This window comes from Photobacterium gaetbulicola (genome assembly GCF_003025515.1).
GTDB classification, from domain to species: Bacteria; Pseudomonadota; Gammaproteobacteria; order Enterobacterales; family Vibrionaceae; genus Photobacterium; species Photobacterium gaetbulicola.
Genome location: NZ_PYME01000001.1, coordinates 352,652 through 373,066 on the forward strand (window position 1 = coordinate 352,652; position 20,415 = coordinate 373,066).

Below are 20,415 nucleotides of genomic sequence, written 5' to 3' on the forward strand. Positions count from 1 at the left end.
AATTAGATACATTTAAGTCTGGTAAGACCTCCAACCATTGTGTTGTTTGGGGGTTGCCATTGGGTAAATTCAATAAAACTGCGTAAAATGTCGCAGATTTTTCAACATATGAAGCATTACAGTGCAGTCTAATAACGATATTTACAAAGAAATTCGCCCATATAATGATGATGAAGTCAGTGGGGCTATTACGCGTCTGGTTAACGATAAAGAATTTATAAACGCCATTCTTAATTACCGTTTTCCACAGCTATCGGGTGTGTTCGGCTGGTTGCTGACACCGCTAATTAAACGCTTTTTAATAAGCAAATGGTCAAATATTAAGACAGTTGATGATGTGCAGCGTCAAATTGCTAAGTATATGCACGCAACGATTGACCACTCTTGTGACGGTGTCTCTTTTAGTGGGCTGGATAAATTGGATCCGAAGCAATCCTATCTCTTCGTCTCGAATCACAGAGATATTGCCATGGATCCTGCAATGGTAAATTGGTGCCTGTATAACAATGGTTTCAATACGGTGCGTATTGCGATTGGCGATAATCTTCTGAAGAAGCCTTGTGCAACCGAGTTAATGCGTTTGAACAAGAGTTTTATTGTTAAGCGGTCAGCTAAAGCGCCGCGTGAAATGATGAAAGCGCTTGGCCTGCTATCTAGTTATATCGCTCATTCGCTAGAGACAGGGAACTCCATTTGGATCGCTCAGAAAGAAGGGCGGGCTAAAGATGGTAACGATAAAACTGATCCTGCAATCCTAAAGATGTTTTACATGGATGGCCGTAAACAGAAACTTGAGTTTTCAGACTACATGTCAACACTCAATATTGTTCCGGTCGCTATTTCGTACGAAAACGATCCTTGCGATGTTGCCAAGGCGAAAGAACTCTACCAGAAACAAACTGAGGGCAGTTATGAGAAAGGTGAGTTTGAAGATATCGAGAGTATTATTCAGGGTATAGTCGGTCAGAAGCGTCGTATCCATGTCAGTTTTGGCGACGTAATTGGCTCTGGCTTTGACACTCCTGAGTCATTAGCTGATGAAATCGATCGTCAGATTACAGCTAATTATCATCTGTTTCCTGCCAATTATATTGCAGCAGGTTTGACTGATAGCTCGGTCAATGATGCCGAGGTGGCCAAGTTCAATGAGAAACTCGCCGATCTCCCCGAGGGGGTTGTCTCCATTCTGAAGCAAATGTATGCGATACCTGCGCAGAAGAAACAGCAGTAAGAGAAAAAAGCAGCCAGTAGGCTGCTTTTTTTTGGGGTTAGGAAAACCTGTTAGCTAGAACTTTGCATCGTTGGTCGGGCTTAGTGTCCGTACTATCGATTTAGGAGAGACGACTTCTACTCTTCGGTTACGTTGTTTGTCGACTGCACGGGAGCCTGAGCTGAGCGGCTCGGTGCTGCCTGCGGACACGATTTGGATACGCTCCTCTTCGACACCGAAAACCGAAGAAATGTAAATAGCAACGGTAAAAGCACGCTCATAGGAAAGCCCGATATTATTATCTTCATTTTCAAAATCGTCACCGTGCCCAACAACGATCACGTAGCTATCCGGGTGTTGACGTAATCGAACTGCAATAGGGTCTAACAATAGTTGGCCTTCAGGGGGTAGCTCGTAACTCTCAGCATCGAAATATACCGTAGTACGAAGCTCTGGAAGTTCGGTGAGCAATATCTGAGCATTGGGCACCACATTGGCACTACCCGTAGATTGCGTGGATGTGGGTGTGACGTTGTCACTACCATTACCACAGCCGTTAAACAACGCTGAACAGCATAGGATGAACAACACGCGAGCGAGTAGTGATGAAGTAATATGCGGTGCTAGAATATTCAAACCAACTAAACCTAATGATGAAGTCATATATGTTAGGTTTAGCTGATCTGAAGCGAATCACAACTGCGAAAATAAGATATCGAGGTCGATCATCGAGTGGCAGGGTTGGGGGTTCGATACGGTGGGACAGACATTCGCTCGGCCATGAAATCGATAAATGACCGCACTTTAGGAGCGAGGTATTTTCGACGCGGATAAACCGCGTAAATAGGCAATTCAACATCGGCTTTCCATTCTGGAAGCAGCTGGATCAGTTTTCCGGTTTCAAGCTCGTCGGTAATAAGGTAGGTTGCTAGATAAGCAACCCCCAAGCCAGAAATTGCCGCATCAAGCACTGCAGGTGCATTGTCGATGCGGTAGTTGCCGCGGGCTCTGATGGATTGCCTTACCCCGTCTCGAGTGAACTCCCAATTGATGTATTTCCGTTCGCGGCTTTGGTAGGTAATGCAGTTATGCTGGCGTAAGTCCCCAGGTACTTTTGGTGCGCCATGGGTTTGAATATATTCAGGCGAAGCAACAACGGCGAAATGACAATCAGCAAGGCGGCGGGCAACCATACCTTCGGGTGGGTGCTCGTGAATGGCGACCCAGCAGTCAAAACCTTCTTCCAGTAGGTTGGGGCGATGATCGAATAAACTCACCTCCAATTCCAGCCCCGGGTGTTCTTTTTGGAATTCAGCTAATGCCGAAGTGATGTGGCAATTACCGAAAGACTGCGCAATTCCAATGCGTAATACACCCTTAATTTCGTTACGGTAACCAGCAACAAGAGCTTCAGCTTCATTGACGGTATCAAGTAATTGCTGGCCGTACTCCGCATATTGCAGACCAATTTCAGTCAAAGCGACGGTACGAGTACTCCGCTGTACGAGTTGACACCCAAGGCGTTCTTCCAGAAAGCGGATTTGTTTACTGACCTGAGACTTAGAGATCCCCAGACGCTCAGCAGCCCTGGTAAAGTTTTGTTCATGGCCGACAGTCGCAAGGATCACCATTTGTTGCAGATTTTCTAGCATAGGTAAGACCAACTTCATGTTAACTCGGCAATTATATCACTGAACATAATGGGGGAGAATGCTTGTGAATCTTTTGTGACAAGGTTGGCTTCTGTGGCTAACGAGTAATCGAAGGCAATTAGGGAAAAATTCTTCTGGAAATCACGCTGTTAATTTAGGGAGAAAGGGGGGGAGGTTGTTCACTTTCCTATATCTTTTTAAAACAACAACTTGCGATTTATTGTTTTCTTCGGTGGACAATAAAAGCACCTAATCAACATTATGCACGATAGTGTACCTCATATTATGGAACGCCTGTGACTGTACAAGCATTGCTCGTAATTATTTATATCGATGGGCAAAATTAAATATAACGATTTTATTAATTATAAATCCATCGATATTATCTAGGCCTCATTAGGAGGTTTTATGTTCAAAGTAATGTGGCAGTTTTTTCTGCTAGGTCTTTATAGTTTCGGTGGCCCTGCGGCTCATATTGGCTTTTTTCAACGTGAGTTTGTACAGAATAAGAAGTGGTTAACTGATCAAGATTTCACTCACGCGGTTGCGTTATGTCAGTTCTTACCAGGACCGGCAAGTAGTCAGTTGGGTATGTACATCGGTTTCAAAAAAGCAGGCTACCTGGGCGCGATTTCTGCCTTTGTTGGTTTCACATTTCCTTCGTTTATGCTGTTGACCGTTTTGGCTATTGGTAACCAGCAATACAACGATGTGACTTTTATTGATACAGTCATTCAGGCAGCTAAACTTCTAGCTGTAGTGGTCGTTGCTGATGCTATGTGGGGAATGGTTAGGAAAAATCTAACTAGCACATTGACTGTGGCAGTTGCGATCGCAACCGGTGTGAGTGTTTTCGTTACATCTGGCCTTCTTGGCCAAATTGTCCCGATTCTATTAGCGGCACTTTTCGGTTTTGTTGTTTCATCTAACAAGCAACAAAACGTAAGAGAAGTTAACCAAACCATGATTAAACCTCATCTTGGTCTTATTAGCGTGTTTGTCGTGTTGTTGCTTGGCCTCCCCTTGGTGGCAGGGCAATCTGATTTGCTAAACCTTGTTAATGTTTTTTATCAAGCCGGTAGTTTTGTATTTGGTGGCGGACATGTTGTACTACCGCTTCTAGAACCAATGATGGAGGGCATGGTTGAACCTGACACTTTTTTGAGTGCTTATGCGTCTGCACAGTTAGTGCCAGGACCTATGTTCACCATGGCGAGTTACCTCGGAGCGTCGTCGATTTCCGGCAATCCTTTCATCGGTAGCCTGCTTGCAACTCTTGCAGTGTTTTTACCTGGTGGCTTACTGTTGTTTGCTTTTTTACCGACTTGGAGTGCCTTGTTTAAAAACCAGCGTTTGCAAGAGTCCATTTTGTTGGTCAATGCGAGTGTTGTTGGCCTGTTGGGGAGTGCATTTATCAAGCCCGTAATATCTTCGTCAATAGGTTCATTTTTTGATGTTGTTGCGGTAATCGTTGGTTTCTATCTGATGAAGTATCGGAATCTACCCGTTTGGGGACTGATCTTACTATTGGTTGGTTATCAATCGTTGATGTCATAGAGATTCCATGACCATGACACAGCCTTCGGGCTGTGTCTTAGCTATTCTGACGCACTATAACTTTATGGGTGTGTACAGTTTGAACATTAATCAAAAAAACAAAATGCCTAAAAGGATGTTTGTCGCTGATTAAGGTATAGTTAAGAATCTATTGATACAGTAGCGTCACATAGCTAACACTTGTTGGTCAAAATTAACTATATGAAAAATCAAAGAAAAATAAGGCCAAACCTTACAAATTATGATGTTATAGAAATTCTTGAAAGGGAATTGCGAGAAGCAGAGAAACGAATTGTTCAAAGAACCATCATGGCAATGCTTGCTTCCTTGTTCGGGCTTTGTTTGTTTATCTTTATTTTTATCAGCTCGCATGAAGCTACCATTAAGAACTATGCAGCAGAGGCAATGCGTAAATCATTTGAGACGGAACGGGCAATTCATATCATAGATGAAGCGGCGGGAACAAATTTCTTGGAGCAATCTAAGAGTGTTCACTGAGCGATGAGCACATTAACAATGAGAGCATTAAGAACTTGATGCTCTCATGTTTGCATTAAATTTGAATAACCAACTCATGGTTTTTGATTAAAAGTTCAGGCCTTGCCGTTTTTAACAGAGATTGTTTGAAATCTTCATCACTTAATCGATATACAGGCCTCGTTAATAAATATTGACCGACCATCTCAATGATCGGAGACAAGAGCTGTTTACTTGGCAGATTAAACTCATTAGGTTGAATATCAACATCTTCAACATTCAAATCATTTAGAAAAATTGCGCCTTCGTCTTTATCGTAATAGGGCACAGCACTAAAACTGACTTTGATTTGCAGCAGCTGAGAGCTTTGTCCCTGAATCATGATCTTAGCCTTTGAGTCAGCATCTAAATTAACACGATCATCTGCAACTCTTCCTATACCGACCTTCACATTTTCAAATTTGACATTAGCATGCGCTAGCCCTTTGACGCCAACGGTTCTCTCAAAGCCACTTCTATCATCAAGATATTCCTGCATCTGCTGTTCTGTGACACTGTAACTCGCGCAAGATGCTAAAAAGAGTGAAATAACTAGGGTAAAGATGATTTTCAAAATACGTGCCTCATACCTTTAATCGTACATCTAAAGGTTATCAGATTGGCCATATTTTAAAGGCTCAGTTCCGAGATACGCAGGGGTATCTAACAGAGTTTATAAGCAGGACTCAAATTGCTTCTTGTATAACTTATTCAATTGTTTATGGTACTTCCTCCCTTGTTTTGGGGTGTAGCCATTACGCATTTTTTTCTGAATAGATTCGATCTTCTGATTTACTTTTTGGCAATCTTTGGCCTTTTTGCCGGATGATGAATAACTCATGCTTGTTTGAAATAACAATATAGCCGATACAATTGATATCAACTTAGTTTTTAGCGTCATATGATTTATCGCCCAGTCATCACGTTAGGCTGCTAATATATGGTGTAATCAGGTTAAATATAATCGTTGAAAAATAGGGTTAGGATCTGAATCAAAGAAAAAGAGGGTGATGAGATTGTAGGTTACATAAAAAGCCCCCCAAAAGGAGGGCCTAACGGTAGATGCCAACAGTTATGCTGTCTCTGCAAATAATAATTCTAAGTCATAATTTTCACGGCTAAGTGTATTCTTGAGTTTCTTAAGAGAGCTTACCTGGAGCTGACGAATTCGCTCGCGAGTCAGGCCTACTTCATCTGCGACTTGCTGAAGAGTCTGCGCTTCATAGCCTAACAAGCCAAAACGGCGACATAAAATTTCACGATCACGAGTATTTAAGCTTTCTAACATTGCAATTGCTAGTTTACTTATATCTTGTTTGTCCAGCTCGTTTTCAGGCTTCATGCCTTCGTCATCAGCAATGAAGGCTGAAATTGTTTGTGAACCTGACTCATCAGAAATTTGCTGATCAATAGAGACGACAGGGGCATCAAAAGCCAGCACACTTGAAATATCATCAACTGAGCGTTCTAACTTAGCAGCAATTTCTTCCTTGCTTGGTTCCTGGTTAGTGGTCTTCATCAACTGTTTGTGTGTTCGTAAAATCGTATTGATTTCTTTTGAAACATGAACAGGTAATCGTATTGTACGTGCTTGGTTGTGAATGGCACGTTCAATAGTTTGCTTTATCCACCATGTAGCGTAAGTGGAAAATCTAAAGCCACGCTCAGGATCAAACTTTTCTACAGCGGTGATCAACCCAATATTTCCTTCATCAATTAAATCACTGAGGGACATACCACTGTTACGGTATTTCTTGGCAATACTGACAACCAGGCGTAAGTTACTCTCGATCATTGTCGCTTTTGAGAATGGGTCACCTCGCAAGCATTTCCTGCTGTAAAGAACCTCTTCTTCTTTGGTAAGTAAAGGTTTGTGCGCGATTTCTTGTAGATACAGATGAATAACATCAGCATCGAAACCATTAATTTCTTGTGATTTGATATCCATATCCTTACCCCTAACAATCAATGATAATCTTAAATGTTATATGTATGTTTTATTTTTTACACAACCACAGTATCATGAACGTTATGCATATGCTATTGAGGAATGGTGTGTTTTTATATAAAAGCAACATTGTGTCGAAAAAGACTATTGACAAAGTCTTATGAATTGATGTTTTTGTGTTTTTTGGTTTTTAATCTTGATTGGGTGTCACGTCGCGGAATATACATTGGTAGTTGTCTAGTTTATCAGTATGTTGTGCATATTTAATTGATGCCGATTTGTCTTGGGTACGGCCGATATAACGTCGCATTATATAAGGCAATTGTATCAATGTGTAACTTAGGAAGGGGCCATGAAGCTTTTAACGAATTATGTCTCGGGAGTGGTTTTAACAAAGTATCAACATGAAAATAAGATGCTATTGCTGAAACGAACTAGTGGTGAATATTGGTGCCAGGTGGCCGGAAAGATAGAAAAAAAGGAACTTGCCTGGCAAGCGTTTTTACGTGAGTTGTATGAGGAAACTCAGCTTTCACCTTACGAATTATACAACGCCGATTATCTGCAGACGTTTTATGATCTTCATACCGATAAGATTATTGTTGCCGCCGGTTTTGTAGCTTTATGCAATTCTAATCATAATGTTGTTTTAAATCATGAGCATATCGATTATCGTTGGTGCACCTTGGAGGAGGCACTAAAGTTGGTGCCATTCCCCAATCAACGGAAGTTTTATCAGCACGTTTGGCAATACTTCGTTTCGCAGTCACCTTGTTCACATTTGAAATTGGAATGCAGTGCTTTACATCACAGAGATGATTACTAGTCATCGGCACATGTTGAAGTCCATGGAATTATCTTCAGACGCTCAAAAGGAATAGGGTTACCTGTCTTGTCGCTAACACCATAGGTTCCGTGCTCCATATGCAGTAGGGCTTTTTCAATGTGAGATAAGGTTTCGGTATATTGCTCGACCAGCCCCATAGCGCGATCTGCTTCTTCACGAATATTTGCGGCTTCTGCGACATCAGTAACCGAGCATTCTTCTTTCTTTGCTATCAGGTGGTTTAGTTTTATAACTTCCTCTTTGAAGTGGGCTCGTTTCAGAAGTAGTTCATCATACAATTGCTTTAGCTTTTCATCGTCAAGTTCAGAATCAGGATGATAAGCAATGGTCATAAGCAGCCCCTAGCTAATGTCAATTTATCAATAAGGGTAAGTATAGGTTTTGTCGGGGTTATCGCTATAGCAATCAAAACGAAAAAGGTAGCCGAAGCTACCTAATAGTAAATTGAAGAGTAAGAATTATGCTTTCTTAAGATCTCTAGCTGGGTATGTCAATGTCATGCCATCAACAGTCACATGAACATAATATCCGCCACTGCTTAGGCCAGTAACAACCATTTCACCAAGCTCAATACCTTTAGTCGCTACTACACGATCTTCTACTGAAAACATATATAACACCTTGTTTATTAACAATTAGGTTGGAAATATCTATAGCGTTATTTAAACAGAGATAGCGAATTACGACTAATCAAGTTATTTATCTTGGTCATCAAAAATTTTGCTGAAAAAGTATTCATTGTAAAACTGTTCGAATCTGCGCGCCTCGCAGTCGAATTTAAGACTATGTTGTAAATACGGTACTAAGCAAAGGTGAGAGGAAGATGGACCAAAATCTTCAATACTCAGATGAACTAGGCCCATTTAAAGTGATTCACTTGTATGAGCCCTCTGTTGATCTAAAAGCAGTCTTAGTCGTGGATAACGTCGCTCTTGGCCCCTCTGTTGGTGGCATACGTATGGCCGTGGATGTGACAACTGAAGAGTGTATGCGTCTGGCTAGGGCTATGACTTATAAAAATGCAGCGGCAGGGTTACCACATGGTGGCGGTAAAGCCGTGATCCTTGCCAACCCCAAAATGCCTAAAACTGATAAAGAGACTTTGATCAGGGCATTTGCAAATGGGTTGCGTAATGAGGACTCATATATTTTTGCTCCTGATATGGGGGTTGATGAAGAATGTATGGCATGGATCCGTGATGAGGTTGGCCGTGTCGTGGGATTGCCTCGTGAATTGGGAGGGATCCCTCTTGATGAATTAGGCGCCACAGGGTGGGGACTCGCTCAAGTTGTCGACCTTGTCGCAGTTGAGTGCGGCTTTAATGTTCAAGGGGCGCAGTATGTGGTTCAAGGGTTTGGGGCTGTGGGCAAACATGTCAGCCGTTTTTTAGCCGATAAAGGGGCTGTATTGATAGGTGTGGCTGATTCTCATGGTGCAATATGTGATGAAAATGGCTTGGACGTCAGCGCGTTAATCGCCTTGAAAAATGATGGCAAGTCAGTTGTTGATCTACCGGATGCAAAAAAAATATCAAATGAGGATTTGGTAAAGCTCGAATGTGATATTTGGATACCCGCCGCAAGGCCTGATGTTATCCACGAAGGCAATGTCCAAGACCTCAATACTAAAGTCATGCTCCAAGGAGCCAATATTCCTTGTACTTTGACTGCAGAGAAATACCTCCATGAACATGGGGTGCTGTGTATTCCTGATTTTATCGCCAATGCTGGCGGGGTGATTTGTGCCTCAATGGAATACCATGGTGCGACTCAAAAAGCAGCCTTTGAATCGATTGCTGAAAAGGTTACACACAATACCCAGCAGGTCATCCAGTTAGTTAATGAGCGGGATATCTTGCCACGAGATGCTGCATTGGTATTAGCAAAACAACGCCTGGATAAAGCAATGTCCTATAGACGTTATTCATTATTTTCTACTGCGCCTCATTTTCTTTGAGGGCTCGTGTGTTGGGAGAAGACGTCGATTATGATGGATAGGACAAAAAAAAGTTATTTTCACCGAGGTGCATTAGAACCATTGCTAGGGAATACAATTCCGGAGCATTTCAATGATATTGCCCGGAAATATTCACAACGTGATGCAGTGGTTTCCATACACCAGCGTCGCCGGCTTAGTTATTTTGAGCTGTCGGAAGAAGTCGATAAATTAGCCAAAGGGCTTATCGGTTCAGGTTTTAAGAAAGGTGACCGCATAGGTATCTGGTCTACCGATAACATTGAATGGCTATTGCTACAGATGGCGACCGCTAGAATAGGCTGCATTCTAGTTAATATCAATCCGGCCTATCGCCAGCATGAACTGGCGTACGCATTGCAGTGTTCAGAAGTGCAAGGGCTTTTTGTGATCCCTTCATTTCGGGGTAGTAATTATATTTCTATGCTAATGGTACTTCTGCCTGAACTTAATCGGCATTCCTTGTACCTAAGCAGCAAGGCATTCCCACATTTACATTCGGTGGTGGTGTTCGACCCAGAGAGCTCAGAGAAGACCAGCCGCCCGGCAAATGGTTTTAGGGTTTGGCTCGATATCCTAGATAAAGGTAAGCACATATCAGATCAAGCTCTTAATGAAGTAACGGATAGCTTGGACTGCGACGATGCAATAAATATTCAGTATACATCCGGAACGACAGGGTTCCCCAAAGCTGTGGTATTAAGCCATCATAACATATTGAATAATGCGTACTTTGCTGCAAAATCCATGCATTTTTGTGAGCAGGATAGGTTATGTGTACCGGTTCCTTTTTATCACTGTTTTGGCATGGTTTTGGCGAACTTGCTGTGTTTATCTGTCGGTGCTTGTATAGTCATTCCGTCTGAGCATTTTGACCCGGAAGATGTATTGCGAGCCATTGAAACAGAAAAATGTACTGCAATTCATGGGGTACCGACGATGTTCATTGCCGAGTTAGAGCATGAAAAGTTTGATTGCTATGACCTGAGTAGTTTACGGACAGGCATTATGGCTGGAGCTCCTTGCCCTATGCCTTTGATGATGCGGGTGATGAACGACATGCATTGCCATGAAATATTAATTGGTTATGGTGAAACGGAAGCCTCGCCGTTAACACATCTTACAGCCAGAGAAGATACTCTGGAGCGTAGAACACAGACGGTTGGTCAAAGCCTTCCTCATCAGGAAGTAAAAGTGGTTGCGATAGAGTCAGGAAGAACACTTGCTTTAGGCGAGATCGGTGAGATCTGTTTTCGTGGCTATCACATAATGAAAGGTTACTATGCTAATGTGGAAGGCACCAAGGAAGCTATAGATGAACAGGGGTGGCTGCATTCTGGTGACCTGGGCACCATGGATGTCGATGGCTATGTGAGAATTACCGGACGGATAAAAGAATTAATTATCCGCGGAGGTGAAAACATCTATCCCAGAGAAGTCGAAGATCTCCTGTTTTCCCACCCGAAAGTTCAGCAAGCTGCGGTGTTCGGGATCCCAGATGAATTTTACGGTGAAGAAGTGGTTGCATGGGTTCAGTTACATGAAAATGAAAGTATGACAGAAGAGGAAGTTCGTAATTACTGTCGCGATCAGATCACCCACTTCAAAGTGCCTAGATATATCCGATTTGTACATTCATTTCCAATGACCGTAACAGGAAAGTTTCAGAAATTTGAAATGCGTGAAAAAGAAATTGAAAAGTATCGAAAGAAATAAAAGCGGTTATATCCAACACGCTCTTTAGTTGAGCAAGAACAATATCAGCAACAAGAGTATAAAGAGGGTAAATACAATCCAAAGATAAAGGCCGGTAACTAATTCCATAACAAACCAATAAAATATTAAGTGTTATTTACTTATAGCGTTGACTGCTGATTTTTGCTATCAGCACTAAGAAAATGCTTGAGTCTAGTTTCATAGAGTAACCGTTAGATTACTCACGAAGAGTCAAAAGCACCTCAATTTCATCAGTCGACTACAGGAATCATCAATGTAAACCAGCCAGCAGCATTTGGGGCTGCGACCTTCGAACCAGTCATGGTGGGAGCCGTCAATTTGAACCAGTTCGCCCAAACAATCTCGGCGATGACGAGGTTGGTAAACTCGCGGCTTGCGTTTGGCATGGGGAACCCAGATACCATCAGCAATCATCCATTGGCGTAACGTCTCCAATGAAATTGAAATGTCGTGACGCACGGTGAGTTTTTCGTGGGCTAACGTTGGGCCAAAGTCAGGGTATTTTTGATTGAGCAAACTTAAGCAACGGTGACGAATGCTGTCGTTGATTTTATTCGATGACGGTTTGTCTCAGCGTTGATGGACAAAGCCAGCGGCACCGGACTCACGAAAACGTGTCACTAAACGCTGTACCTGGCGAACGCTGAGAGAAAGGATGCGTGCAGCATCGGAACGACGAATACGGTGTTCGCACACATCACGGATAGCACTCAGGCGTAAAATCTCTTTATCATTCATGGTTACCAACATCTTCAGTTCATCTCACACAGACCAGACAGGGTCTGATCAACATAAGAAAAACAGGACATTTTCACTTTGTAGAAAAGAGACACTTTAGCTTTGTGGCTACACCCTCAGTGCGCATTATGTATATTATGTTAAGTAGTATATTTGTATAGAGATACCTTATTTCACGGCAGCTACATCAATCACGCTGTCTACTGCACTCTTTCATCACTGCATTGCAAAGTTTGGTGGCAATTACAGTGTCACTTTGTGCTATTTAACCGTAATGCTGATTTACCATAAAGTAGATAATTTGCAGATAAGCAAAATGCCTTTCGCAGGTTTGCGTGTGTCAGTTTGCTATCGTGAAAATTATCTAAAAAAGCCCCAAGCAATGCTCGGGGCTCTGGGATGTATGACTTACGATGAAACTAATTAGCCGCCGGCTAGCTTAACGGTGTGGCCTTTTTTCTCAAGTGCAGCTTTAATGACATCGCGTTTGTCACCTTGTATCTCGATATTGCCATCTTTAACTGAGCCGCCACAGCCGCAAACTTTTTTCAATTCAGCAGCAAGTAGCTTCAATTGTGCATCCTCGAGGTCTAAGCCAGTTACGATGCAGACACCTTTGCCTTTACGCCCTTTGGTTTGGCGTTGTATACGAACAATACCATCGCCTTTTGGGCGTTGAACTGCTGGTTTATCTTCTTTAATGCGGCCCGTTTCTGTTGAAAATACCAAACGGCTGTTGTCGTTCATGGGATAATCTCGTTTAATTTCTTGGAACTGTGAACCAGGTAATATCTTGTGACTTCTCATTTGAATATAACCTGAACCAGAATAGTATCAATAATAGGTACTGTAACGGAAACAGTTATGATTAAAAACGTAATTTTTGATTTTGGTGCTGTTTTGTTCGAGTGGAATCCTGCAAAAATCGTCTCTACCTTTACAGATTCGAAGGATGAACAAACCCTTTTGCTAGAACGTGTGCTTAATCACCCCGACTGGCTTGCCCTAGATCGTGGTACGATGCTGATGGCCGAAGCAATTCCGCGTTGCGCCGGGCGAGTCAATTTTCCCGAATCGAGGATGGAAGATTTTTTCGAGCATATCCAAAATAGCCTGTGCTTGATAGATGAAACTTACAACCTGGTTAACCAGGTTCTAAGCCTTAACCTTTCGGCTTACTTCCTTACGAATATGAGTAGTGCTTTTTTTGAAAAGCTCAATGAAAGACATGGGTTGTACCAGCTCTTCGATGGAGGCTTAGTATCCGGCAAAGAGCTTAGCATTAAGCCTGAAACTGAAATTTTTGAATTACTATGCCAGCGCTTTGAGATCAATCCGGAAGAGTCATTATTTATTGATGACCAACCTAAAAATTTAGAGGCAGCTAAATCGCTTGGTTTCAAGGTTTTTCTGTTTAAATCCCCGCAGGAAAGCTGTCGCGATATTCGTAATTTGCTAAAAATTAACTAGAATTTCTCATAACAAGATGAAATTCATTTATCGTTCATCTTAAAAATGGCATATTGCCTAACAATTTGTACCTAATAGTCAGGAGTATTCGTGAAGAGACTTTTAATCCCTGCATTGCTGTTGTTCTCTGTTGCGGGTTCTAACCTTGCCTTAGCTGAGGCTAAAAATGATGATTCCAAATCTATTGTAGGTCAAGTCGAGACAATCAAAGTCTATGATTTAGAAATGGATTATTTGGCCCGTATTGACACTGGAGCTGCGACAACCTCCATTCATGCTAAGGATATCAAGGTCATAGGTGAAGAAAGTGACAGTGATAACATGCGCGATCACCTTGGCCATACCGTCCAATTCACCTCTATTAATGAAAAAGGTGAAGAAGCCACCTTCAAAGGGAAAATCGTCAAGGTTAGTAAAATTCGTAATGCCCAGGGGGTTGAGCGCCGTTATGCAGTAAAAATGGACTTAGGCTGGAATGGTGAACACAAAACTGTCGCGGTCAATTTGCGAGACCGGAGCAAACTTGAGTATAAGCTACTGATTGGAAGAAACTGGCTTGAGGGTGATTATCTTGTAGACGTTGAAAAGCTAGATGAAGATGATTAACTCATTCGTTATATAAATATAGTTAACAAAAACGCCCTATTCTGGGCGTTTTCTATTAGCTCTTCTGCATTTTTGTAATAACTAAATCTAAGTGCTTTTTTATTGCATCTGGAGAGCCTTTTAAGAGTTTAGTCCCTAAGATAACATACCAGCCATTAGGCTCACCATTATCATTGATCAACTTATAGCCTTTGTATTCTTCTATTTTTTGACCATTCTTCTCTGATGAATTTCGGGCAAGGAATTTTTCCGGTGGCATGAACGTTTGCATATCGTACCACCAGTCAATGCTCTTTTTTACAAGAGTAAGCTTATTGATAACAGTATTTCCATTGATAGTTGTCTTCCAACCATCGGGTGCTCCTGAGGCGTTTTCAATATTGTGGCCTCGATGGAACAGTCTTTTTTTCATTTCTGCCTCGTTTGGTTGAGCCATAATGAACCTCATGATTATCATCAGTTATTTTAATATAAGCATCAAAATCTGCGTTTGTCTGCTGTCAAGGCTCATTATTGTTATTTTTTTGCGATTATATATGAAGTTCATCAATTTCTATATTAGAATATCACTTAATACAAATTATAGTGCATTAGAAGAGTAAGTTATGGCCAAAGAGATTGCTGCAATACTAGATAAGACTGAATGTTTAAAAAGCATTAAACGTTTTTCGAAACCGCTCGAGTCCACAGCCCTTCTCGATAACTTAACTCACAATAAGTACGCCTCGAATACGCTCATTTCATTCAAGAACGACTGGAATAATTTCTTGAGCTTCTGCAGCGCAGAGCACATACCCGCCCTGCCGGCCAAGCCGGATACGGTTCATCGTTATATCGAACAAATGGCAAAGAAAAGGAAATTGGCCAGCTTGAAACGTTACATGGTCACTATTTCACTTATCCATCGCTGCCACAACCTCAGTGATCCTTGCGCTAAAGCTGAGATACGTATTGCTATGAAAAAACAGCAGCTTGAAAAACATGATGACTCCCAGAACGCAGCCCCATTTCGAGATGAACATCTTCAGCAACTAGTCGACTATTTTGAATTGTCTACAAAGCCTAAGGATGTCAGAGATTTAGCGATATGGGCTGTTATGTTCGAAGCTATGCTAAAACGGAGTGAATTGGCTGCGCTATGCGTAGAAAACCTTTATATCCATAGTTCCGGTCTCATTGACCTAGAGGTAGGCAGTACAACAATCTCACTCAGCTCAATTGCCTCAAAAGCTCTACAAAGATGGCTGATGCTCGGTATGGTCATCGACGGGTTTGTTTTTAGACGTATCGACCGTCACGGCAATATTGGCGACAAACCATTAGACCATTCATCTATCTACCGTGTGTTCCGCCGGGCAAGCGAAGAACTGGGGCTTGGCAATACCTCCCTGTTTTCGGGCCAATCTCCGCGTGTAGGTGCTGCTCAGGACCTATCAGACGCCGGACTTTCAATTGTTGAAATCCAAGAACAAGGCCGATGGAAAAGCCCGGCGATGCCCGCGCAATATGTCGGCAACACCGATAGGCATGAGAAAGAAATTAGTAAGTTTATTAAGCCAAAACCTTGGGAAAAGTAGCACTGAATTTTTGTTTTGAGAGGAAATTGTAGTTATTTTCAATAACCATAAAATTATAGTGCGTTAGAGGCAAAAAAGGTGTTTTATCTTTTGGGTTCATCAGTCCAATGCTCGCTGTAGCCTTTCGACATATCTATGCATGCGGTTATTCTGTCGAATAAGGACATTAATGGTTCCATATTGCCAAAATAACCTGCTTGATTTGCCGCTACCCATTCATCAAGCCCTATCCCTTCCCAGCACACTTCATAACCGGCGTTAATTGCCAGGATTTCAAAGAAGATCCGCTGTACCCGCCCATTTCCTTCTCTGAATGGGTGGATAACATTGAGCTCACAGTAGAAATAAGCAATTTTCTCAATAAAATCTTGCCGTCCCAAATGGCATAAGTGATCTCGACTTGCCAACTGCTCCAATAGTTTTACGGATTCCCGTTCAATATTTTCCCAGTGACAAAACCGAGTCTCTCCTTTTGTGATATCAACCGTTCTTGGTATGCCAGCCCACGGGTAGAGATCCTGGAAAAGGATACGATGAATTTTTTTCAGGTAGTCAAACGAGAAGTTATTGAAATCAGGCTCAAAATGACTAGCCCGGACCCGCGTAAAATCACGCTCAGCCGCTTCGAGTTCGTCCTCATCTCGAATATTGAGCAAATTAATAAGTACCGTACTGTTTGGATAACAGTCTGGATCTCTATCTACCCCATACCTATCTGGCATATTGACCTTTCAACTTGTTAATTTGTTCAACTTCCAGCAGACCACCCTCATGAATGACACTTTCTTCAGGCTCAAGGTGAATACCTTCAAGTCGCAGACTGGCACGATAATTCTTCGCCTGTAACTGCTTAAAGCGCCTTTTTTTCTCATCATCCGTTAACATTAATTATCTGTCGCCTCATAATCGTTATCTGCGCTGGCGTACTATATCTGATTATAGCCAGTCTGATTTGAGATGAAAAAAAGCCGGGCTAACCCGGCTCTTCAATTATTTCACAGCATTCTTGATTGCTTGCTCCAAGAAGCCTTTGAACGTATGGCCATGGTGCTCAAGCATTTTAGGGAACATCGATATCGGCGTCATTCCAGGGAATGTATTGATTTCATTCAGAAGGATCTCACCCTCCTCACTCAAGAAGAAATCAATTCGCGACAGATCCTTAAGCTTCATATGAACAAAGGCTTTGCGAGCATACCCCCTGATCGCATCAATTTGCTCCTCGGTAAGGTTTGTCGCTTCAACCACCGTTGTCGAGTGGCTATCTGCACTGTATTTCTCTTCGTAGGTGTAGAATTGGTCGTCAGGACACGATACTTCACCAGGCTTAGTAATAATTAGCTCACCATTATACTGGTAAGAAGAGATCTCCAACTCACGCGGCTTAATCGCTTTTTCAATCAAAACTTGCTCTGAATAACCGAATGCCGCATTGATAGCCTCTTCCAAAGCCTCTTTTTCAGTGACTCGGTAACAGCCAACAGACGAACCTTGGCTCGCGGCTTTGACAAATACTTTACCCCACTTATCAAAAGCGTCTGCTGCCTGCTGGTGTGCTTCAGAGGTATTTTCACTCAAGAACACATATGGCGTATTTGGAATTCCCAGAGCATCGAACCATAGCTTGGTTGTTATTTTGTTGAAGCAATTAGTGCTCGCTTCCGCACCACAACCAAGGTAAGGCAGCTTGGCCATATCAAGAAACGACTGGAGATCGCCAGTTTCACCGGGAAAACCATGAACACACGGAATAACATAATCGACGGTAGATTTGTCACCGCCCTGCTGTAATGTGCGGTCGAGGTTAAGGTGACAAAGCTGGCCCTGGTGATTGAACCAGCCATCAGACTTCATTTCTATTCGGGTATAGGTAATGTTGTCAATCTGCTTGAGCTGCTGTTCAATGTAATTTGCAGATACTAGAGAGACTTCGTGTTCGGCACTTCCGCCGCCACAGAGTAATAAAACGTGGATTGAGCTCATTATCATCCCTTGTTATTGTCACTGGCTCTCATAGCCAGTGGCTAATTGTTGCTTATACACCTTCATGCATGCCAATACTGTAAAAACATAAGCTGTATATAAAAATCTTTCTTAATAGTAATAAAAAAAAGGTGACTATTGCACCTCATATCTATACTTATGGCTATTTCTTTCGTTTTTTTGACAAATAGCAGCCGCTTGAACCAAAAATCACCCAGGCCCTGTGATTTTTGGTGGCAAAACACAAAGCCCACCGTTTCACCAGACAAGACGTTGGGCTGTGTGTGATAGCCGTTATGCTATTTCAGGCCCAAATTGATGGCGTGTTTTATTGGCGTATGCAACAAGTGACAACATTACCGGTACCTCAACCAATACCCCCACTACGGTTGCGAGTGCCGCACCAGAATGGATACCAAACAAACTGATTGCCACTGCGACAGCCAACTCAAAAAAGTTAGAAGCACCTATCATGGCACCTGGCGCTGCAACATTATGTGGTTGCTTCCACTTTTTCATCCATATATAGGCTACGGCAAAAATTAAATAAGTCTGAATCAATAGCGGAATGGCTATCAGTAAGATATCCAAAGGATTATCAATAATTGTCTGAGCTTGGAAGCCGAATAAAAGAATCACAGTACCGACCAAACCCAAGATAGAGAAAGGTTTGAGAGTTGCAGCCAATTTATCCAGCTTGTCTTGCTTACTACCTTTTCTGTGCAAGTAATGACGGGTAATGGCCCCGGCAATTAATGGAATAACAACGAACAATGTGACTGAAAGCAACAACGTGTCCCAGGGTACAGTGATATCTGTTACCCCTAGGAGCAAGGCCGCGATGGGAGCGAAAGCAACAACCATAATCAAGTCATTAATCGCAACCTGGACCACCGTATAATTGGCATCACCTCTGGTTAACTGACTCCATACGAAGACCATCGCAGTACATGGTGCCACACCCAGCAGGATCATACCGGCGATATACTCTTCCCCCAACGACGGTGAAATCCACCCACCAAACAGGTAGCGGATAAATAAGATAGCCAGCAATGCCATGGAGAATGGTTTAATGAACCAGTTGACAACAATGGTCACAACCAAGCCTTTAGGGCGGCGATGAAATTGTTTAATCGATGCAAAATCTACCTGCATCATCATTGGATAAATCATCAGCCAAATCAACACCGCTATAACCATGTTGATTTGTGCATACTGCAAGTCGCCCAGCATGGTAAACAGCTCAGGAAACAGTACGCCACCAACTATTCCGGCCAGCATACCCAGCCCAACCCATGCACTGAGGAAACGCTCGAAAACACCCATAATGGGAACCTCTACAACTTATTGAATTTACGTTTAATGAAATTTTAAGACATCGGCCACTCAACCCAATATGGGCATGATTACTTGTCTGCTTGTGTACACACAGCATTGAGCTGGCTCGGGTGACAACTAGCTTGAGTATCCTCACCGCAACACTCTTCGGTTAGATACTTGATCAAGTCGATCATCAAAGTGATATTTGCTCTGTAGCGCAGAAACCTCCCCTGTTGTTCAACGGATACTAGCCCCGCATGTAACATCGCCTTCAAGTGAAACGACAAAGCGTTCGGGGCAATCCCCATTTCCTTTGCCATTTCCCCCGCGACCTTGCCTTCATTTCCAGCCTTTACCAGCAAACGCCATGCATCAAGCCGTACACCTGAAGACAGTGAGTCAAAAATTGTTGTTGCATCATCTCTGTTCATAATTTCAATATTACAACAAACATTGAAATGATCAAGATTCGATATTTCACGAAATACCGAATCGTTGGCTTATACAATCGAGTAGGAGGAGGCCTCACGGCCTCCGTCCTCTCACACCACCGTACAAGCGTGGGTCGCATACGGCGGTTCCGAATATATTTTCAGTGACTCATACCCATCTCTCAATGAGTACATGCCCATCTCCTTGAACCATTTAACTGGCATGGCCTGATTGAGCTGCGGCGATAAAGCCAGATGCCACCATCCTTTCTCTGACATCGCTAGCTTCCAAGCATTGCGCTCGTTTACGCCTTCTTGGCGTAACCATGTCGCTATGCTGTGTCTGCGTTTTCGCTGCTTGAGTCGGTAGCACCGTAAGCGCCGTCTTATCCATTCATCCAAGCGCTGCATCGCGCTTTTCCGCATGGCGAGCTTGAAGTAGTGTTGCCAACCTCTTAGATATTGAGTTAGTTCGACTATTACTGTCTTCAACTCTCGTCCTCGATTCCGCTTCGTTATTTGACGCACTCGCTTCTTCATGTGAGTTTGTGCTGTCTTCGAGATATGGATACTTCCATCTCGTTGGAAGCGATGGCCTAAGTAAGTCCGCTCTGTCACTCTTGTTGCCGCACTCTTCTCCCGGTTGACCGTGAGTTTCAGTTTCTGCTCCAAGAACTCCGTTATCGAGGCTTTTACTCGATTTGCGGCTTCCTCACTGTGTACGTAGATTTGGCAGTCGTCTGCATATCGGCAGAACTTATGCCCTCTTCGTTCAAGCTCTTTATCCAACTCATCTAATACGATATTTGATAGCAGCGGAGATAATGGGCCACCCTGTGGTGTCCCTC

At 42.7% G+C, this 20,415-nt stretch carries 24 protein-coding genes and 1 pseudogene; 9 read left to right on the top strand and 16 right to left on the bottom strand.

Going from position 1 to position 20,415, the window contains the following annotated elements:
• Positions 1-121 precede the first annotated feature (121 nt).
• Positions 122-1,231, top strand: coding sequence for a 1-acyl-sn-glycerol-3-phosphate acyltransferase (locus C9J03_RS01445; RefSeq protein WP_044621051.1), 1,110 nt, complete (start codon positions 122-124; stop codon positions 1,229-1,231).
• 54 nt (positions 1,232-1,285) lie between these two features.
• Here the strand turns inward: C9J03_RS01445 and C9J03_RS01450 are convergent, their stop codons facing one another.
• The gene (locus tag C9J03_RS01450) at positions 1,286-1,873 is read right to left on the bottom strand and encodes an OmpA family protein (RefSeq protein WP_082060469.1); all 588 of its coding nucleotides are present in this window, start codon (positions 1,871-1,873) and stop codon (positions 1,286-1,288) included.
• A gap of 62 nt (positions 1,874-1,935) precedes the next feature.
• Entirely contained in the window at positions 1,936-2,862 is a 927-nt protein-coding gene (locus C9J03_RS01455; RefSeq protein WP_044621894.1) for a LysR family transcriptional regulator, read from the bottom strand.
• 408 nt (positions 2,863-3,270) lie between these two features.
• Between C9J03_RS01455 and chrA the strand changes: the two genes are divergently transcribed.
• Together chrA and C9J03_RS01465 are read left to right on the top strand one after the other, a co-directional pair.
• Positions 3,271-4,419, top strand: a complete 1,149-nt coding sequence (chrA, locus tag C9J03_RS01460) for a chromate efflux transporter (RefSeq protein WP_044621052.1) — start codon at positions 3,271-3,273, stop codon at positions 4,417-4,419.
• A 201-nt stretch (positions 4,420-4,620) separates the two neighbouring features.
• Positions 4,621-4,917, top strand: coding sequence for a hypothetical protein (locus tag C9J03_RS01465; protein WP_044621895.1), 297 nt, complete (start codon positions 4,621-4,623; stop codon positions 4,915-4,917).
• Between the two features lie 55 nt (positions 4,918-4,972).
• On the opposite strand, the gene C9J03_RS01470 is transcribed toward C9J03_RS01465, so the two are convergent.
• Both C9J03_RS01470 and rpoS read right to left on the bottom strand, forming a co-directional pair.
• Positions 4,973-5,509 (bottom strand): YceB family lipoprotein, encoded by a 537-nt coding sequence (locus C9J03_RS01470; protein WP_044621053.1) that lies wholly within the window; start codon positions 5,507-5,509, stop codon positions 4,973-4,975.
• Between the two features lie 498 nt (positions 5,510-6,007).
• Positions 6,008-6,883 (bottom strand): RNA polymerase sigma factor RpoS, encoded by an 876-nt coding sequence (rpoS, locus tag C9J03_RS01480; RefSeq protein WP_082060471.1) that lies wholly within the window; start codon positions 6,881-6,883, stop codon positions 6,008-6,010.
• A gap of 352 nt (positions 6,884-7,235) precedes the next feature.
• On the opposite strand from rpoS, the gene C9J03_RS01485 reads away from it, so the two are divergent.
• The gene (locus C9J03_RS01485; protein ID WP_044621054.1) at positions 7,236-7,709 is read left to right on the top strand and encodes an NUDIX hydrolase; all 474 of its coding nucleotides are present in this window, start codon (positions 7,236-7,238) and stop codon (positions 7,707-7,709) included.
• Here the strand turns inward: C9J03_RS01485 and C9J03_RS01490 are convergent.
• The gene (locus C9J03_RS01490) at positions 7,706-8,062 is read right to left on the bottom strand and encodes a TraR/DksA family transcriptional regulator (protein ID WP_044621055.1); all 357 of its coding nucleotides are present in this window, start codon (positions 8,060-8,062) and stop codon (positions 7,706-7,708) included. The two genes, C9J03_RS01485 and C9J03_RS01490, sit on opposite strands and share 4 nt — an antisense overlap.
• Positions 8,063-8,188: 126 nt before the next feature.
• A complete protein-coding gene (locus C9J03_RS26575; RefSeq protein WP_162845537.1) occupies positions 8,189-8,341 on the bottom strand; it encodes a hypothetical protein in 153 nt (50 codons plus the stop codon).
• Positions 8,342-8,553: 212 nt separating this feature from the next.
• Here C9J03_RS26575 and C9J03_RS01495 point away from each other — a divergent pair, with 212 nt between their 5' ends.
• Both C9J03_RS01495 and C9J03_RS01500 read left to right on the top strand, forming a co-directional pair.
• Positions 8,554-9,687 carry a Glu/Leu/Phe/Val family dehydrogenase gene (locus C9J03_RS01495; protein WP_044621056.1) on the top strand — a complete coding sequence of 378 codons (1,134 nt, stop codon included), beginning with the start codon at positions 8,554-8,556 and terminating at the stop codon, positions 9,685-9,687.
• A 30-nt stretch (positions 9,688-9,717) separates the two neighbouring features.
• A complete protein-coding gene (locus C9J03_RS01500) occupies positions 9,718-11,421 on the top strand; it encodes an AMP-binding protein (protein ID WP_044621057.1) in 1,704 nt (567 codons plus the stop codon).
• A 240-nt stretch (positions 11,422-11,661) separates the two neighbouring features.
• Here the strand turns inward: C9J03_RS01500 and C9J03_RS27255 are convergent.
• The 3 genes and pseudogenes from C9J03_RS27255 to yciH all read right to left on the bottom strand — a co-directional run.
• Positions 11,662-11,943: pseudogene (locus tag C9J03_RS27255) on the bottom strand (ISNCY family transposase); the annotation flags it as partial.
• A gap of 69 nt (positions 11,944-12,012) precedes the next feature.
• Positions 12,013-12,180: a helix-turn-helix domain-containing protein gene (locus tag C9J03_RS27260; protein WP_420812989.1), complete on the bottom strand. Its 168-nt coding sequence runs from the start codon at positions 12,178-12,180 to the stop codon at positions 12,013-12,015.
• Between the two features lie 423 nt (positions 12,181-12,603).
• The gene (yciH, locus tag C9J03_RS01510) at positions 12,604-12,927 is read right to left on the bottom strand and encodes a stress response translation initiation inhibitor YciH (RefSeq protein ID WP_044621058.1); all 324 of its coding nucleotides are present in this window, start codon (positions 12,925-12,927) and stop codon (positions 12,604-12,606) included.
• A 117-nt stretch (positions 12,928-13,044) separates the two neighbouring features.
• Between yciH and C9J03_RS01515 the strand changes: the two genes are divergently transcribed.
• Complete coding sequence (locus C9J03_RS01515) at positions 13,045-13,650, top strand: HAD family hydrolase (protein ID WP_044621059.1); 606 nt, start codon at positions 13,045-13,047, stop codon at positions 13,648-13,650.
• A gap of 90 nt (positions 13,651-13,740) precedes the next feature.
• Positions 13,741-14,256, top strand: a complete 516-nt coding sequence (locus C9J03_RS01520) for an ATP-dependent zinc protease family protein (protein WP_044621060.1) — start codon at positions 13,741-13,743, stop codon at positions 14,254-14,256.
• A 55-nt stretch (positions 14,257-14,311) separates the two neighbouring features.
• Here C9J03_RS01520 and C9J03_RS01525 read toward each other — a convergent pair whose 3' ends face one another.
• Complete coding sequence (locus C9J03_RS01525; RefSeq protein WP_231580632.1) at positions 14,312-14,692, bottom strand: DUF3319 domain-containing protein; 381 nt, start codon at positions 14,690-14,692, stop codon at positions 14,312-14,314.
• Between the two features lie 169 nt (positions 14,693-14,861).
• Between C9J03_RS01525 and C9J03_RS01530 the strand changes: the two genes are divergently transcribed.
• Positions 14,862-15,833 (top strand): tyrosine-type recombinase/integrase, encoded by a 972-nt coding sequence (locus C9J03_RS01530; protein ID WP_044621061.1) that lies wholly within the window; start codon positions 14,862-14,864, stop codon positions 15,831-15,833.
• A gap of 83 nt (positions 15,834-15,916) precedes the next feature.
• Here C9J03_RS01530 and C9J03_RS01535 read toward each other — a convergent pair whose 3' ends face one another.
• From C9J03_RS01535 to C9J03_RS01565, 6 genes are all read right to left on the bottom strand, one after another.
• Entirely contained in the window at positions 15,917-16,555 is a 639-nt protein-coding gene (locus C9J03_RS01535) for a putative adenosine monophosphate-protein transferase Fic (protein WP_044621062.1), read from the bottom strand.
• Complete coding sequence (locus C9J03_RS01540) at positions 16,545-16,718, bottom strand: YhfG family protein (protein WP_082060472.1); 174 nt, start codon at positions 16,716-16,718, stop codon at positions 16,545-16,547. Before C9J03_RS01540 ends, C9J03_RS01535 begins: the two co-directional genes overlap by 11 nt.
• Before the next feature lie 105 nt (positions 16,719-16,823).
• Positions 16,824-17,816, bottom strand: a complete 993-nt coding sequence (locus C9J03_RS01545; protein WP_044621063.1) for a D-alanine--D-alanine ligase — start codon at positions 17,814-17,816, stop codon at positions 16,824-16,826.
• A 294-nt stretch (positions 17,817-18,110) separates the two neighbouring features.
• Positions 18,111-19,142 carry an ACR3 family arsenite efflux transporter gene (gene arsB, locus C9J03_RS01555; protein ID WP_044621065.1) on the bottom strand — a complete coding sequence of 344 codons (1,032 nt, stop codon included), beginning with the start codon at positions 19,140-19,142 and terminating at the stop codon, positions 18,111-18,113.
• Positions 19,143-19,222: 80 nt separating this feature from the next.
• The gene (locus C9J03_RS01560) at positions 19,223-19,567 is read right to left on the bottom strand and encodes an ArsR/SmtB family transcription factor (RefSeq protein WP_044621066.1); all 345 of its coding nucleotides are present in this window, start codon (positions 19,565-19,567) and stop codon (positions 19,223-19,225) included.
• A 111-nt stretch (positions 19,568-19,678) separates the two neighbouring features.
• On the bottom strand, positions 19,679-20,415 hold a 737-nt coding region (locus C9J03_RS01565), incomplete at its 5' end, for a reverse transcriptase domain-containing protein (protein WP_249031104.1).

Coding starts and splice junctions, on each gene's coding strand:
- C9J03_RS01450 (WP_082060469.1), bottom strand. CDS start 1,873: ATGACTTCATCATTAGGTTTAGTTGGTTTGAATATTCTAGCACCGCAT.
- C9J03_RS01455 (WP_044621894.1), bottom strand. CDS start 2,862: ATGCTAGAAAATCTGCAACAAATGGTGATCCTTGCGACTGTCGGCCAT.
- chrA (WP_044621052.1), top strand. CDS start 3,271: ATGTTCAAAGTAATGTGGCAGTTTTTTCTGCTAGGTCTTTATAGTTTC.
- C9J03_RS01465 (WP_044621895.1), top strand. CDS start 4,621: ATGAAAAATCAAAGAAAAATAAGGCCAAACCTTACAAATTATGATGTT.
- rpoS (WP_082060471.1), bottom strand. CDS start 6,883: ATGGATATCAAATCACAAGAAATTAATGGTTTCGATGCTGATGTTATT.
- C9J03_RS01485 (WP_044621054.1), top strand. CDS start 7,236: ATGAAGCTTTTAACGAATTATGTCTCGGGAGTGGTTTTAACAAAGTAT.
- C9J03_RS01490 (WP_044621055.1), bottom strand. CDS start 8,062: ATGACCATTGCTTATCATCCTGATTCTGAACTTGACGATGAAAAGCTA.
- C9J03_RS26575 (WP_162845537.1), bottom strand. CDS start 8,341: ATGTTTTCAGTAGAAGATCGTGTAGTAGCGACTAAAGGTATTGAGCTT.
- C9J03_RS01495 (WP_044621056.1), top strand. CDS start 8,554: ATGGACCAAAATCTTCAATACTCAGATGAACTAGGCCCATTTAAAGTG.
- C9J03_RS01500 (WP_044621057.1), top strand. CDS start 9,718: ATGATGGATAGGACAAAAAAAAGTTATTTTCACCGAGGTGCATTAGAA.
- C9J03_RS27260 (WP_420812989.1), bottom strand. CDS start 12,180: ATGAATGATAAAGAGATTTTACGCCTGAGTGCTATCCGTGATGTGTGC.
- yciH (WP_044621058.1), bottom strand. CDS start 12,927: ATGAACGACAACAGCCGTTTGGTATTTTCAACAGAAACGGGCCGCATT.
- C9J03_RS01515 (WP_044621059.1), top strand. CDS start 13,045: ATGATTAAAAACGTAATTTTTGATTTTGGTGCTGTTTTGTTCGAGTGG.
- C9J03_RS01525 (WP_231580632.1), bottom strand. CDS start 14,692: ATGGCTCAACCAAACGAGGCAGAAATGAAAAAAAGACTGTTCCATCGA.
- C9J03_RS01530 (WP_044621061.1), top strand. CDS start 14,862: ATGGCCAAAGAGATTGCTGCAATACTAGATAAGACTGAATGTTTAAAA.
- C9J03_RS01535 (WP_044621062.1), bottom strand. CDS start 16,555: ATGCCAGATAGGTATGGGGTAGATAGAGATCCAGACTGTTATCCAAAC.
- C9J03_RS01540 (WP_082060472.1), bottom strand. CDS start 16,718: ATGTTAACGGATGATGAGAAAAAAAGGCGCTTTAAGCAGTTACAGGCG.
- C9J03_RS01545 (WP_044621063.1), bottom strand. CDS start 17,816: ATGAGCTCAATCCACGTTTTATTACTCTGTGGCGGCGGAAGTGCCGAA.
- arsB (WP_044621065.1), bottom strand. CDS start 19,142: ATGGGTGTTTTCGAGCGTTTCCTCAGTGCATGGGTTGGGCTGGGTATG.
- C9J03_RS01560 (WP_044621066.1), bottom strand. CDS start 19,567: ATGAACAGAGATGATGCAACAACAATTTTTGACTCACTGTCTTCAGGT.